The 13,487-nt window shown below is 66.5% G+C and carries 14 protein-coding genes; 5 read left to right on the top strand and 9 right to left on the bottom strand.

The window, feature by feature from the left end; all coding sequences use genetic code 11:
• Positions 1 to 20: 20 nt before the first annotated feature.
• Positions 21 to 344, bottom strand: a complete 324-nt coding sequence (locus CFE50_RS06605; protein WP_007160170.1) for an ElaB/YgaM/YqjD family protein — start codon at positions 342 to 344, stop codon at positions 21 to 23.
• A gap of 219 nt (positions 345 to 563) precedes the next feature.
• Between CFE50_RS06605 and CFE50_RS06600 the strand changes: the two genes are divergently transcribed.
• Together CFE50_RS06600 and CFE50_RS06595 are read left to right on the top strand one after the other, a co-directional pair.
• Positions 564 to 779, top strand: coding sequence for a dodecin (locus CFE50_RS06600; protein ID WP_007160169.1), 216 nt, complete (start codon positions 564 to 566; stop codon positions 777 to 779).
• Positions 780 to 822: 43 nt separating this feature from the next.
• A complete protein-coding gene (locus CFE50_RS06595) occupies positions 823 to 1,050 on the top strand; it encodes a DUF1161 domain-containing protein (protein WP_145008271.1) in 228 nt (75 codons plus the stop codon).
• Between the two features lie 86 nt (positions 1,051 to 1,136).
• Here the strand turns inward: CFE50_RS06595 and hmpA are convergent, their stop codons facing one another.
• Positions 1,137 to 2,306, bottom strand: coding sequence for an NO-inducible flavohemoprotein (gene hmpA / locus CFE50_RS06590; protein WP_286732134.1), 1,170 nt, complete (start codon positions 2,304 to 2,306; stop codon positions 1,137 to 1,139).
• A 131-nt stretch (positions 2,307 to 2,437) separates the two neighbouring features.
• Here hmpA and norR point away from each other — a divergent pair, with 131 nt between their 5' ends.
• Positions 2,438 to 3,976 carry a nitric oxide reductase transcriptional regulator NorR gene (gene norR, locus CFE50_RS06585; protein ID WP_286732133.1) on the top strand — a complete coding sequence of 513 codons (1,539 nt, stop codon included), beginning with the start codon at positions 2,438 to 2,440 and terminating at the stop codon, positions 3,974 to 3,976.
• Positions 3,977 to 3,993: 17 nt separating this feature from the next.
• Here the strand turns inward: norR and CFE50_RS06580 are convergent, their stop codons facing one another.
• Positions 3,994 to 4,911, bottom strand: a complete 918-nt coding sequence (locus tag CFE50_RS06580; RefSeq protein ID WP_286732132.1) for a choline ABC transporter substrate-binding protein — start codon at positions 4,909 to 4,911, stop codon at positions 3,994 to 3,996.
• A 21-nt stretch (positions 4,912 to 4,932) separates the two neighbouring features.
• Positions 4,933 to 6,432, bottom strand: coding sequence for a choline-sulfatase (betC, locus tag CFE50_RS06575; protein WP_286732602.1), 1,500 nt, complete (start codon positions 6,430 to 6,432; stop codon positions 4,933 to 4,935).
• Positions 6,433 to 6,549: 117 nt separating this feature from the next.
• On the opposite strand from betC, the gene CFE50_RS06570 reads away from it, so the two are divergent.
• Positions 6,550 to 7,536 (top strand): choline sulfate utilization transcriptional regulator, encoded by a 987-nt coding sequence (locus CFE50_RS06570; protein WP_286732131.1) that lies wholly within the window; start codon positions 6,550 to 6,552, stop codon positions 7,534 to 7,536.
• A gap of 8 nt (positions 7,537 to 7,544) precedes the next feature.
• Here CFE50_RS06570 and gloA2 read toward each other — a convergent pair whose 3' ends face one another.
• The 5 genes from gloA2 to prlC all read right to left on the bottom strand — a co-directional run bounded on the left by gloA2 (position 7,545) and on the right by prlC (position 12,727).
• The gene (gene gloA2, locus CFE50_RS06565; protein ID WP_027598748.1) at positions 7,545 to 7,934 is read right to left on the bottom strand and encodes an SMU1112c/YaeR family gloxylase I-like metalloprotein; all 390 of its coding nucleotides are present in this window, start codon (positions 7,932 to 7,934) and stop codon (positions 7,545 to 7,547) included.
• Between the two features lie 172 nt (positions 7,935 to 8,106).
• On the bottom strand, positions 8,107 to 9,273 hold the full coding sequence (locus CFE50_RS06560) for a lactonase family protein (RefSeq protein ID WP_241807419.1): 1,167 nt from the start codon (positions 9,271 to 9,273) through the stop codon (positions 8,107 to 8,109).
• A gap of 261 nt (positions 9,274 to 9,534) precedes the next feature.
• Complete coding sequence (locus CFE50_RS06555) at positions 9,535 to 9,993, bottom strand: anti-virulence regulator CigR family protein (protein WP_286732128.1); 459 nt, start codon at positions 9,991 to 9,993, stop codon at positions 9,535 to 9,537.
• A 368-nt stretch (positions 9,994 to 10,361) separates the two neighbouring features.
• Complete coding sequence (locus CFE50_RS06550; RefSeq protein WP_278442746.1) at positions 10,362 to 10,634, bottom strand: YheV family putative zinc ribbon protein; 273 nt, start codon at positions 10,632 to 10,634, stop codon at positions 10,362 to 10,364.
• Positions 10,631 to 12,727, bottom strand: a complete 2,097-nt coding sequence (gene prlC, locus CFE50_RS06545; RefSeq protein ID WP_241807422.1) for an oligopeptidase A — start codon at positions 12,725 to 12,727, stop codon at positions 10,631 to 10,633. Before prlC ends, CFE50_RS06550 begins: the two co-directional genes overlap by 4 nt.
• 44 nt (positions 12,728 to 12,771) lie before the next feature.
• Here prlC and CFE50_RS06540 point away from each other — a divergent pair, with 44 nt between their 5' ends.
• Positions 12,772 to 13,323 (top strand): gamma carbonic anhydrase family protein, encoded by a 552-nt coding sequence (locus tag CFE50_RS06540; protein ID WP_286732126.1) that lies wholly within the window; start codon positions 12,772 to 12,774, stop codon positions 13,321 to 13,323.
• Positions 13,324 to 13,487: the final 164 nt, after the last annotated feature.

The raw sequence follows: 13,487 nt of genomic DNA, 5'->3' as shown, positions 1-13,487 counted from the left end.
GATGCCTCGAGCCGCCACGATCAGTGGTCGCCGCGCAGCAGCGCCCAGCCGACCAGGACGGTCACGCCGGCGGCGATGCCGACGGTGGCCCAGGGATGTTCGCGCGCCACGCCGCTGGCGGCGCGACCATACTGACGGGTCAGGCGACGCACGTCGTCATAGACCTCTTCCAGCGAATCGCCCGAATGGTGCAGGGCTTCGCGAGCGGTGCTCTTGAAGGAGTTCAGACTGCTGCGGGATTCGCGTGCAGCATTCTTCTTCAGCGACGCCAGCGAGTCGAGCAGGCTGTTGATTTCGTTCTCGATGCTGGCGATGGACGCCTGGTAATCGGTGTTACGGGCCATGACAACCTCCTGGGATGGACGGATTCAGGAAATGTGACTACCGAGCCGTTGGAAAGTGCTGCAAAGCCGTGGGCGAGAGCCTGGGCAGTGAACTTATCGGGGCCTTTCGCGGCCTCAAATGGCAGAGGCACCCTTCCCGGCGAGTCGACCGCGACACCGGTCAACGCGTTGCCGGCTATCCGCTGCAGCGCCCGCTATTGCTGACCCAGGAGAGTTTTCATGTCCGATCATCACACCTACAAGAAGCTGGAAATCGTTGGCTCTTCCACCACCAGCGTCGAGGACGCCATTAACAATGCCCTCGCCGAGACGGCCAAGTCGGTCAAGAACCTGGAATGGTTCGAAGTGGGTGAAATCCGCGGTCATATCCAGGACGCCAAGGTGGCTCATTATCAGGTCACCCTGAAGATCGGCTTCCGTATCGAAGCCAGCTGAGCAGCATTCCAGACCTCCCTCCCCCCGCAAAAGGACAGGCAAGATGCGTAGAGTCGTGATCACCCTCGGTTTGTTGGCCCTGAGCGGCGGTGCCTTTGCCGCCGGCACCTCGTGCGACACGGTCAAGGCCGATATCGATGCCAAGCTGCAGGCCAAGCAGGTGGCGCACTACAGCCTCGAGGTGGTGGACAAGGGCAGCGCCAGCGCCTCCGCCAAGGTGGTGGGCAGCTGCGAAGGCGGTAGCAAGGACATCGTCTACCAGCGTCGCTAGGGCCAGGACCGCAAGGCGCTACCCATAAGTGGCGCCTTGGTTTTCACGAAGGGACGCCCACTGCCCAACGGCAGTGGGCGTCTTTTTTAGAGATCCGTGGCAGGTCCGAAGAACTCGTGGCGGATCTGCTTTTCCGGCACACCTAGTTCCAGCAGATCACGGCGTACCTGGGCCATGAACGGCTGCGGGCCGAGGACGTAGGCATCAAGGTCGCGACCCTTGGGCAGCCAGCGCTGCAAGCGCGTCAGATCCAGGCGCGAGGCATAGGCCTCTTCCGCCACCGGCTCGCTGTAGCAGAAATACAGCTGCAGTTGCGGATGGTGGGCGGCCTGCTCTTCCAGCCAGTGCCCGAACGCCTGCACCCCGACATGGCGGGTGCAATGGATCAGCTGGATCGGCCGCCCGCTCGGCAGCGCCGCCGATACCATGGGCAGCAGCGGCGTGATGCCGACGCCACCGGCGATCAACAGCAGCGGCTTGGTCGATTCCTGCAGGACGAATTCGCCGGCCGGCGCGAAGACCTGCAGCACGGTGCCCTCATGGGCGTCGCTATGCAGGTAGCGCGAGACCACTCCACCCGGCTGATGCTTGACGCTGATGCGATAGCCACGGCCTTCGCTGGCGGCCGAGATCGAGTAGTTGCGGCGGTATTCGATCCCGTCCAGCGTCAGGCTCAGCCCCAGGTACTGGCCAGGCTGAGCGATGCTGGTCGGCAGGCCGTCCACCGGCTCCAGGTAGAAGGAGCTGATCTCTTCGCTTTCCGGTTCGATCCGCGCGATGCGGAACGCCCGTCCGCCGCGCCAGCCCCCGGGCGCCTCGGCCTGGGCGGCGTAGCGCTGCTCCTCGGCACCGATCAGCAGATTGGCCAGCTGGCCATAGGCGGCGGCCCAGGCGTCGATCACCGCATCGGTGGCCACCTCGGTCCCCAGCACCTCGCGGATGCTCTGCAGCAGGGCGATGCCCACCAGCGGATAGTGATCCGGCTGCACCTGCAGCGAGACATGCTTGTTGACGATCTGCTCCACCAGCGGCCCCAGGGTATCCAGGCGATCGATGTAGCGGGCGTACATCAGCACCGCGCGGGCCAGCGCCCGGGCCTGGGCACCGCTGGCCTGGTGAGCACCATTGAACAGCGGGCGGATCGCGGGATTGTCGCCGAGCAATCTGTCGTAGAAATGCCGGGTCAGGGCTTCCCCGCCGGTTTCCAGCAGGGGAACGGTGGCCTTGATGATGGCCTTTTGGTCTGATGACAGCATGGCAGGGATCTCCAAACAGGACTGCCCTGGCCGTATCACGAGTCGTGCCAACCGAAAAGGTGCGCCAGATCAGGCTTTTATCCAGGGAGCTTGTCATAATGACCAGGTTCATATGACTCGCCGAGGTCAAATTGACCCGTACCACCCTGCTCGAAGCCATGGTGCCCCTGGTGGCGGATCTGGCCCGCGACCTGCCCGATCAGCAGCGCTACGCCAGCCTGCTCGATGCCCTGCGCAAAGTCCTGCCCTTCGATGCGGTGGCCCTGTTGCGCCTGGACGGCGATGTCCTGGTGCCCCTGGCAGTACGGGGTCTCGCGGCCGACACCCTGGGCCGGCGCTTCAAGGTCGGCGAACACCCGCGCCTGGCGCTGCTGCTGGCGAGTCGCGCGCCGACCCGCTTCGCCGTCGATTGCGACCTGCCCGATCCCTACGATGGCCTGGTGGAAGGCGTGCAGGGGCACCTGGAGGTCCACGACTGCCTGGGCTGTCCGCTCTATGTGCAGGACCAGCTCTGGGGCTTGCTGACCCTGGATTCGCTGCAGGCGCAGAACGCCCGGCCCGAGGATCTCACCGCCCTCGCCGCCTTCGCCGGGCTGGCGGCCGCCACCGTGGCCGCCGCCGAGCGCATCGGCCAGCTCTCCGCCCGCATCGTCAGCGAGCACGAGCTGACCGTGGCCTATCAGCAATCGGTAGGGCACCAGCGGCCCCGCGAACTCATCGGCCAGAGTCCGGCTAGCCTGCGCCTGCGGCAGGAGATCGAGACCGTGGCGGCCAGCGACCTGACGGTGCTCATCACCGGCGAGACCGGAGTCGGCAAGGAACTGGTGGCCGAAGCCGTGCACGCGCGCTCCCTGCGCCAGCAGCGGCCGCTGATCAGCCTCAACTGCGCGGCCCTGCCCGAGGCCCTGGTGGAAAGCGAACTCTTCGGCCATGTGCGCGGGGCCTTTTCCGGCGCCGTGAGCGACCGCCGCGGGCGCTTCGAACTGGCCGACGGCGGCACCCTGTTTCTCGACGAGGTGGGCGAATTGCCGCTGACGGTGCAGGCCAAGCTGCTGCGGGTGCTGCAGAGCGGCCAGTTGCAGCGGTTGGGCTCGGATCGCGATCTCAAGGTGGACGTGCGCATCATCGCCGCCACCAATCGCGACCTGGCCAAGTGCGTACGTGCCGGACGTTTTCGCGCCGACCTCTACCATCGCCTGAGCGTCTATCCGCTGGCCGTGCCGGCCATGCGCGAGCGCGGCCGCGACGTCCTGCTGCTGGCCGGTTTCTACCTGGAGCAGAATCGCGCCCGCCTGGGCCTGCGCGGCCTGCGGCTGACGTCCACGGCGCAGCGCACCCTGCTGGCCTACGACTGGCCGGGCAACGTGCGCGAACTCTCCCACCTCATCAGCCGGGCGGCGCTCAAGGCCCATGCCGGCAGCGAGGAACGCGGCGGTATCCTGACCCTGGACAGCGATCAGCTCGGCCTGCCGCTGGGTACCGCGCCCCTGCTCGAGGAGGATACCGCCCTGCCCCCCACCTCCCTGCGCGAGGCCACGGACGCCTTCCAGCGCCAGACCATCACCCTGGCGCTGGAACAGCACGGCCAGAACTGGACCCTGGCCGCCGCCGCCCTCGATCTGGATCGCGCCAACCTCGCCCGTCTGGCGCGGCGGCTCGGTCTCAGGTAGCCCTCAGGCCGTAGCACTCACAGGGCTTTTTGTACCGCCGGCAGGCCCGGCTGGCCATCGCGGGTGGTGACGCCCTGCAGCCAGGGCTCCAGCACCTGGGGATGGGCCTTGAGCCAGGCCTTGGCGGCGGTGTCGTAGCTGCCGCCCTTGTCCCGCGCGGCGCTCATGACGGCGTTTTCCATGTCCAGGGTGAACTTCATGTTGCTCAGCAGGCGGGCCGGATTGGGGCACTGCTCGGCGTAGCCCTTGCGCGTCAGGGTGTTGACCGTGCCGGCGGTCCCGAAGTACTTGTCGCCGCCGGTCAGGTACTTGATGGGGTAGTCGACGTTCATGGGGTGCGGGGTCCAGCCGAGAAAGACCACCCACTTGTCGCGCTTCACCGCCCGCCCGACCTGGGACAGCATGGCCTGCTCGCTGGACTCCACCAGTTGCCAGCCACCCAGGCCGAATTCGTTGTCCTGGATGATCTTCTGCAGCGACTGGTTGGCCGGCGCGCCGGCGCCGATGCCATAGATCTTCTTGCCGAACTGATCGGCATGCTTGGCCAGGTCGTCGAAGCTCTTCACCCCGCCTTCCCAGACATAGGTGGGCACCGCCAGGGTGAATTCGGTCCCGACCAGATTCTGCGCCAGCTCGGTGACCTGCCCGGTCTTCACGAACTGGTCGTAGTGCGCCTGCTGCGCCGGCATCCAGTTGCCGAGGAAGGCATCCACCTGCCCGTTGCGCATGCCGCCGTAGATGATCGGCACCGCCAGGGTCTCGACCTTGCCGGTGTAGCCCAGCGCGTCCAGGATCGCGCCGGTGAGGGCATTGGTGGCGGCGATGTCGCTCCAGCCCGGATCGGCCAGGCGAACCGTTGCGCAGGCCTGGTCCTCGGCCTGGGCCGACAGGCTGACCAGGGCCAGCGTGAAGGTAGCGATGATTCCGTGTTTCATGGCCGTGCTCCAGTTAGCGGTTCAGGGTTGAGGGTAGCGGGCGCGACGCTCCAGGTCGTCGAGGTCGATGTGATTGCGCATGTATTGCTGGCTGGCATCGACGAAGGGCTGGTGATCCCAGCTGGTCCGCTCGCCCTGCTCCAGGGCCTTGGCGACGAAGCGCCGCCGCCGCTGGCTGGCCAGCACCTCGGCGTGCAGGCGCGGCAGGTCCCAGCGCTGGCGGACCTCGGCCTGGAAGCTGGCGAGCAGCTCGGCATAGTCGGCGCTGGCGGCCAGATTCTCGCGCTCCAGCGGATCGTTCTGCAGATCGAACAGCAGCGGCGGATCCAGTTCGCAGTGGATGTACTTGTAGGCGCCGCGACGGATCATCAGCAGCGGGCTGACGGTGCCCTCGGCCAGGTATTCGCCGATCACCTCGTCGTGCCCGGCCCGGCCCTCCAGGTGCGGCAGCAGCGAGCGGCCATCCAGCGGCAGCTCGTCCGGCAGCTGGCCGCCGGCCAGTTCGACGAAGGTCGGCAGCAGGTCCAGGGTCGACACCGAGGCCTGCACCCGCGCCGGGGCGAAGCGACCGGGCGCATGGATCAGCAGCGGGACCCGCGCGGCCATCTCGAACCAGTGCATCTTGTACCAGAGCCCGCGCTCACCGAGCATGTCGCCATGGTCGCCGGAAAAGACGATCACGGTGTCGTCGGCCAGACCGCATTCCTCCAGGGTCTTGAGCAGGTGGCCGACCTGGGCGTCGACATAGCTGCAGGCACCGTAGTAGGCCTGGCGGGCGTCGCGGATCTTGGCCTCGGGCAGCGGCTTGTCCCAGAGGTCGATCACCTTGAGCAGACGCTGGCTGTGGGGATCCTGCTCGGCCTGGGGGATGGCGCCCTGCGGCAGCGGGATGTCGACCTCGTCGTACAGGTCCCAGAATTCGCGGGGAATGGTGTAGGGATCGTGCGGGTGGGTCAGGGACACGGTCAGGCAGAACGGCTGGTCGTCCCCACGACGCACGTGATCGTAGAGGTACTGGCGCGCCTTGAAGACCACCTCTTCGTCGAAATCCAGCTGGTTGGTGCGCACGCAGGGCCCGGCCTGCAGCACCGAGGACATGTTGTGGTACCAGCTCGGACGCGCGTCCCCTGCGTCCCAGTTCACCGCCCAGCCGTAGTCGGCGGGATAGATGTCGCTGGTCAGGCGTTCTTCGTAGCCGTGCAACTGGTCCGGTCCGCAGAAGTGCATCTTGCCCGACAGCGCCGTGCGATAGCCGAGGCGGCGCAGGTGGTGGGCATAGGTGGGAATGTCGGCGGCGAAATCGGCGGCGTTGTCGTAGGCGCCGATCTTCGACGGCAGCTGGCCGCTCACCAGGGTAAAGCGCGAGGGTGCGCACAGCGGACTGTTGCAATAGGCGGAGTCGAACACCACGGCGCGCTCGGCCAGGCGCTGCAGATGCGGCAGCTTGATCGGCGAGGCGGGGTCGTACAGCGGCAGGATGGGCGCCGCCATCTGGTCGGCCATGAGAAAGAGGATGTTCATCGGCTTGGACAAGAGCGCCTCCGCTAGGATCAGGGTTGCTTATGGGTGACCCATCATCCAATGCTGAAAAATCTGCGTGAAGGCCATCATGGATGATGTTTCGGATAAGCTGGGCTTATGTCTGATCGCCATGGAAACGCCCTCTTGGACACCGCCCTCCCTGCCGACCGCCCTGCCCTGGCGCTGGACAGCCTGCGCACCTTCGAGGTGGTGGCGCGCCGCCTGAGCTTTACCGCGGCGGCGGGCGAACTGGGGACCACTCAGCCGGCCATCAGCCAGCAGATCAAGCGCCTGGAAGCCCAGTTGCAGGTACGACTGTTCGATCGCGTCCATCGCGGCATCCTGCTCACCGAAGCCGGACGGCTGCTGCAGGAATACGTCGAGGCCGGTCTCGCCACCCTGGACGAGGGGGTGCGGCTGGTTACCGCCCGCCCCGCCCACGAGGTGCTGCAGGTGGCCACCGATTTCGCCTTTGCCGCCTACTGGCTGTTACCGCGCCTGCCGCGTTTTCATGCCCGCCACCCGGAGCTGGACGTCAGCCTGGTGACCAGCGACAGGGTGCCCCTGCCCGGTCCGGAGATCGACATCACCCTGGGTTTCGGCGACGGTCGCTTCAAGCATGGCGAAGCCTGGCCGCTGTTTCGCGAAGAGGTCTTTCCGGTGTGCAGTCCGCGGCTGCTCCAGGGTCGGCAGCCGCCGCTGCCCGCCCTGGAGCTGGGCCGCTGGCCGTTGCTGCACCTCAAGGCGGCACCCAACAGCCGCTGGTACGACTGGAAGACGCTGTTGCCGGCGCTGGACCTGGCGCCCCTGCCCGCGGCGCCGTCCGGTGCGGTGCTGAGCTTCGACAACTACACCCTGGTGATCCAGGCGGCCATCGCCGGCCAGGGCCTGGCGATCGGCTGGCGCCACCTGGTGGACGATCTGCTGCAGCAGGAGTTGCTCTGTCGTCCCTTCGCCGGACTGGCCACCTCGCGCTATGGCTATTACGCCATCCTGCCCGAGCGCAAGCGGCGCCAGCGGCTGGTGCAGCGCTTTCTCGACTGGCTGCTGGAAGAATTGGAGCTGCCGCGCGAGTCCCTGGCTGGCGCACGGCTGGCGACCTGAGCGGTGCGCTAGCGCTCGTAGACTTCCAGTGGCAGATCGTCCGGATCGGCGAAGAAGGTGAATCTCTTGCCGGTCAGTTCATCGGTACGGATCGGCTCGGTGACCACGCCATGGCCCTGCAGGTGGGCGACGGTGGCGTCCAGGTCGGCCACGGCAAAGGCCAGGTGGCGCAGCCCCTGGGCCTCCGGGCGCGACGGCCGTGGCGGCGCATCGGGAAAGGAGAACAGCTCCAGCTGGGCATGCGCGCCCACCGCCAGATCCAGCTTCCAGGAGCGCCGGGCCTCGCGATAGGTCTCGGCGATCACCGGCAACCCGAGGATCTCGGTGTAGAAGTGCCGGGAGCGTTGGTAGTCGGCGCAGATCAGCGCCACATGGTGCAGACGATCGAAGTGGGTCATAAGAAGCTGTTCACGATCTCGCGAGCTAGAGCCAAACAAGGCCTGGGCGGCCCCACAAAAACGCCTGAGAAAGCGCAGTTTACGGACGGTAAATGAGCATTTCGACCGGGCTGGCGATCCAGGGCGTTTTTAACGCAGGTTGGCCGACGCGCAGCAGATCGTGAACAGCTTATCAGGGTACCGCGACGAATTTGAGGTCGGCCGGGGCGCCAACGTCCAGGCTCTGGAGTTCGTCGCCGAGCTTGCCGCTGTCGGGATCCCGGGCGAAGACCTTGAGCTGGTTGGATTTCTGGTTGGCCACCAGCAGGAAGCGCCCGGACGGATCGATGGCGAATTCCCGTGGCGACAGGCCGTTGACCGGATGGCGCTCGACAAAGGTCAGGGTGCCGTCGGGATTCACCGCGAACACCGCCAGTTGGTTGTCGGTGCCGCGACTGGCGACGTAGAGGAAGCGCCCGTCGCCGGACAGGTGCAGGGCACCGGCATCCCGCTCGCCGGTGAATTCCTGGGGCGTCAGGCTGTAGCTCTGCAATTGTCGCAGCATGCCGTCCTGGTGGGCGAAGGCCATCACCTGGCCGACCAGTTCCAGGGTCAGGTAGGCGTAGCGGCCATCGGCGCTGAACACCAGGTGACGCGGCCCGCTGCCTTCCGGAACCGGCACGAAGGGCGTCTCGGCGGCCACCAGTGGCCGCTCCGGCTGCTGCGGCAGATAGCGATAGACGAAGACCTTGTCGGCGCCCAGGTCCGGAGCGAAGACGAAGCGGCCGTCCGGGGTGGTCACCGCCGCGTGCACATGGCTGGACTGCTGGCGCGGGTGCTGTTCGCTGGGCTGGTGGAATTCGATCTGCGCCACCGGGCTGAGCACGCCGCCGTCCTGGATCGGCAGCACCGCCAGGGAGCCTTCCGGCAGGCTGGAGTAGTTGGCCACGAACAGGAACTTGCCGTCGGTGCTGAGGCTGGAATGGGTCGGCTCGTCGCCCAGGCTCTTGACCTGGCTGACCTGCTGCAGGCGGCCATTGCCGGGTTCGAAGCGATAGGAGGTGACCCGGCCGATGCTGTCGCCGCTCGAACCCCGACCGTTCTCGTTGACGGCGAACAGGGTCCGGCCATCGCGAGACAAGGTCAGAAACGAGGGATTGGACGCCTTGACGATGCGCAGCGGGCCATCGATCTGGCCATTGCGACTGTTGAAGCGATAGACATACAGCCCCTGGCTGCTGCCCGCGGTGTAGCTGCCGACCAGCAGATTGAACAGACCGGGTTCGGCGCGGGCCGGGGCGTGGTGCCCCACGAGCAGGGCGAACAGGGCCAGCGGCAGCAGACGGGGCAGAGCTCTCATGGGAAATCCTTGGCGAGCGATGGGCGTTGAGACCGGTGCGAGGCGGCCCGGTTTCCCTACCGTCTGGAGGCGGAGGGCGGCCGCGCGCGGCGGCTATTCTACTGAAATCCGGGCTGGCACTGTGCCAGAGGCATTTCGCCATTTATCGCCTGCGCCGGCGCACTGGCGGGCCACGCCGGAGCGGCCGGCCCCGGAAGCCTTTGCCAGAGCCTGCGGTGAACTCGGCTTAGTCCGCGGGCTGTCGGCAAAAAATTGCCCAGGCTAGTCCAGCACGCCCTGCAGGATGGCGTAGACGAGCCCAGTGCCTATGGCGACCAGCACCATGTCGGTACCCAGGCGCCGCCATTCGTAGCCTGGATAGTCAGGCAGCTGGCGGGCGATGCCCGGGGGCAGGGGGCGGCCGTAGCCGGGTGGCAGGGGACGCCCGCGCTCCAGACGCAGACCCGGCGGCAGGTCGCCCCCACGGCCGATCTGGCCGCGCAGCGCCTGGATGCGCTCCCGCGCCGGCCCCAGATCCGGCGGCCCGCCCGCGGCCGGTCCGGCACCCGGACGACCCTGGCCATGCGCCTTGGGAACCGGGCCCTGGCCATGAGGGCCACCCTGTTCCTGCCAGCCCGGCCCGGGCGGTCCCTTGGGCCCACCAGGCCCGTGATCCGGCGGCGCGGCCAGGGCCAGGTTGCCGGTCAGGCAGAAGACTGCAGCAGCGAGGAGGGTACGCATGGAGGGCTTTCCTCATGGGGGACGAGGGTGTCGGTTATCCCCTTGGAGTCCGATCGCGGAAAAAGACTCCCGGGTCATTCGCGGACGCGCAGCCTGTGGATAAATCCGGGATAAAATCGGTATAACTCCGTGATAAATCCCCAAGACCAACCAGCTATCGAATAAAAAGCCTTTATTATCAATAAATTAAAAAGATTATCGGCTGGCTATCGAATCCGCTTTTTGTGGATAAAGCTTGAGACCCCCCTGCGCTGATGCCCGTTTTCACCGCCGCTCATGCGCTGTCCGGCTCGATGTTGTTCACCCCAGAAACAGCAAGACCGCACCCGGGTAATCCCGGGCGCGGTCTTGTCGAAGGTCATTCCTGTCTAATCCGGCTTCTTCAGCTTGGGATTGGGAAAGAACTGCACGGCCTGCACGGTGGGATCGGGCTTCTTGGGCTTGAGCGCACTGATGTTGACCCGCGTCGGCAATTCCTTGGGGACCGAATTGCCGCGCTCGTCCAGGGTGTCGCTGTAGCCGCAGGAGACGCACTCGCGATGAGGCGTGCCCTCCTGGGTCCACATCTTCAGGGTGTCCTGCGCCTGGCACGCCGGGCAGACCGCCCCGGCGATGAACCTCTTGCGGATCGGCTCGCTCACGCCGCCTCCTCGCTCAGCCCGGAATGGCGGAGCAGGGCGTCGATGCTGGGCTCGCGACCGCGGAAGTCGACGAACAGCACCATGGGCGCCTGGGAGCCGCCGCGGGCCAGGATGGCTTCGCGGAAGGCCCGCCCGGTTTCGGGGTTGAAGACGCCTTCTTCCTCGAACTTGGCGAAGGCATCGGCGGACAGCACCTCGGCCCACTTGTAGCTGTAGTAACCCGCCGCATAACCGCCGGCGAAGATGTGCGCGAAGCTGTTGGGGAAGCGGTTGTAGGCCGGCGGCCGCACCACCGAGATCTCGTCGCGGATGCCTTCCAGCACCTCGCGCACGCTGCGACCGTCGCCGTGGCTGGCGTGCAGCTCGAAGTCGAACAGCGAGAATTCCAGCTGGCGCAGCATCATCAGGCCGGACTGGAAGTTCTTGGCCGCCAGCATCTTGTCCAGCAGCTCTTGGGGCAGCGGCTCGCCGGTCTCGTAGTGACCGGAGATCAGCGCCAGGCCCTCGGGCTCCCAGCACCAGTTCTCCATGAACTGGCTGGGCAGCTCCACCGCATCCCAGGCCACGCCGTTGATGCCGGAGACGCTGGCGTGCTCGACGCGGGTCAGCAGGTGGTGCAGGCCATGACCGAATTCGTGGAAGAGGGTGGTCACCTCGTCATGGGTGAGCAGCGCCGGCTTGCCGGGGCTGGCCGGGGTGAAGTTGCAGACCAGATAGGCCACCGGATCGATCAGCCGACCCTGGGCATCGCGGCGCTTGTCGCGGGCACCGTCCATCCAGGCACCGCCACGCTTGTTGGCGCGGGCATAGAGATCGAAATAGAAGCGGCCGATGGAGGTGCCGTTTTCCTTGATCTCGAACAGGCGCACGTCCGGATGCCACTTCTCGAAGTCGCGCAACTCGGCGATCTCGATGCCATAGAGCTTCTGCACCGTGGCGAACAGGCCGGACAGCACCTTGTCCACCGGGAACCAGGCACGGACTTCTTCCTGGGACAGCGAATACCGCTGCTGGCGCAACTTTTCGGCGAAGTAGCCGGTGTCCCAGCTCTGCAGGTCCTGCACGCCCTGTTCGGCGGCGAAGGCGCGCAATTCTTCCAGGTCGCGCTGGGCGAAGGGCTTGGAACGCACGGCGAGGTCACGCAGGAAACCCAGCACCTGGTCGCTGCTCTCGGCCATCTTGGTGGCCAGGGACAGCTCGGCGTAGTTGGCGTAGCCCAGCAGGCGCGCCAGTTCCTGGCGTAGGTCGAGCAATTCCTCCATCACCGGGCCGTTGTCGAACTGGCCGGCGTTGGGACCCTGTTCGGAGGCGCGGGTGGCATAGGCGGCATAGACCTCTTCGCGCAGGGCGCGGTCATCGGCGTAGGTCATCACCGCGTAGTAGCTGGGGAATTCCAGGGTCACCAGCCAGCCGTCCAGCTCCTTGGCCTGGGCGGCGGCCTGCAGCTGGGCCTTGGCCGACTCGGGCAGGCCGGCGAGGGCGGCTTCGTCGGTGAGGTGCTTGGTCCAGGCCTGCGTCGCGTCGAGCAACTGGTTGGAGAACTTGCTGCCCAGCTCGGACTTGCGCGCCTGGATGGCGGCATAGCGCTGCTGCTCGGCCGGCGGCAGGTCGATGCCGGACAGGCGGAAGTCGCGCAGGGCGTGCTCCAGGGTGGTCTTCTGACCGACGTCGAAGCCCTTGGCTTCCTCGCTTTCGGCCAGGCGGCTATAGGCCTGGAAGAGGTCCTTGTTCTGGCCGATCTCGGTGGAATAGGCCGACAGCTTGGGCAGGCAGGCCTCGTAGGCGGCGCGCAGTTCGGCGCTGTTGCACACGGCGTTGAGGTGGCCGATGGGGCTCCAGGCCTGGCCCAGCCGATCGTTCAGCTCGTCCATCGCCAGCACCAGGCCGGCCCAGGTGGGGTGTTCCTTCTGGGTCTCCAGCAGCTTGGCCAGGGCGGCACGGTTCTCGGCCAGGATGGTGTCGATGGCCGGCTCGACGTGCTCGGGCTTGATGGCGGAAAAGGGCGGCAGGTCATGGGACTGAAGCAGCGGATTGCTGGCGCTCACGGCGTTCCCCTCGGGGCGATGGCTTTGACAGGTATATATGGAGCCCATCCTAATAGGTCTCAAGACCCCTCCGACGAGAAAAGGTATCTATCGTGACCATAAGGACCTTCCAGGGTAAGACCCCGCAACTGGGCGAACGCGCCTTCGTCGACGCCACCGCCGTGGTGATCGGCGACGTGACCCTTGGCGCAGACAGCTCGATCTGGCCGCTGACGGTGATCCGCGGCGACATGCACCTCATCCGCATCGGCGCCCGCACCAGCATCCAGGACGGCAGCGTGCTGCACATCACCCACGCCGGCCCCTTCAATCCGGACGGCTATCCCTTGCTGATCGGCAACGACGTCACCGTCGGCCACCAGGTGACCCTGCACGGCTGCACGATCGGCGACCGGGTGCTGGTGGGCATGGGCAGCATCGTCATGGACGGCGCGGTGGTGGAGGATGACGTGGTGATCGGCGCCGGCAGTCTGGTCCCGCCGGGCAAGCGGCTGGAAGGCGGCCATCTCTACGTCGGTCGCCCGGTCAAGCAGATCCGCCCGCTGGAAGACAAGGAACGCGCCTTCTTCACCTACAGCGCCGGCAACTACGTGAAGCTCAAGGATCAGCATCTGGCCGAGGGGTATGGGGAGGAGGGGGCCTAGCACGATCGCCTAGGCGGTCGCCCTCGTTGGCTTCGAAGGCAGAGCCACCTTAGCCAGCAGCGCGAGTATCTGAGCGCGGCCATGGGCCGCTCCTACAGAAGCGGTAGATTCCCTAGGAGCGGCCGCATCGGCGGACCGCCATGGCCGCGATTGAAGTCCCGTTG

This window comes from Pseudomonas sp. PGPPP4, from assembly GCF_002256045.1.
GTDB classification, from domain to species: domain Bacteria; phylum Pseudomonadota; class Gammaproteobacteria; order Pseudomonadales; family Pseudomonadaceae; genus Chryseomonas; species Chryseomonas oryzihabitans.
Note: the sequence above shows the minus strand (reverse complement) of the source record. Positions and strands in the feature narration are given on the sequence as shown.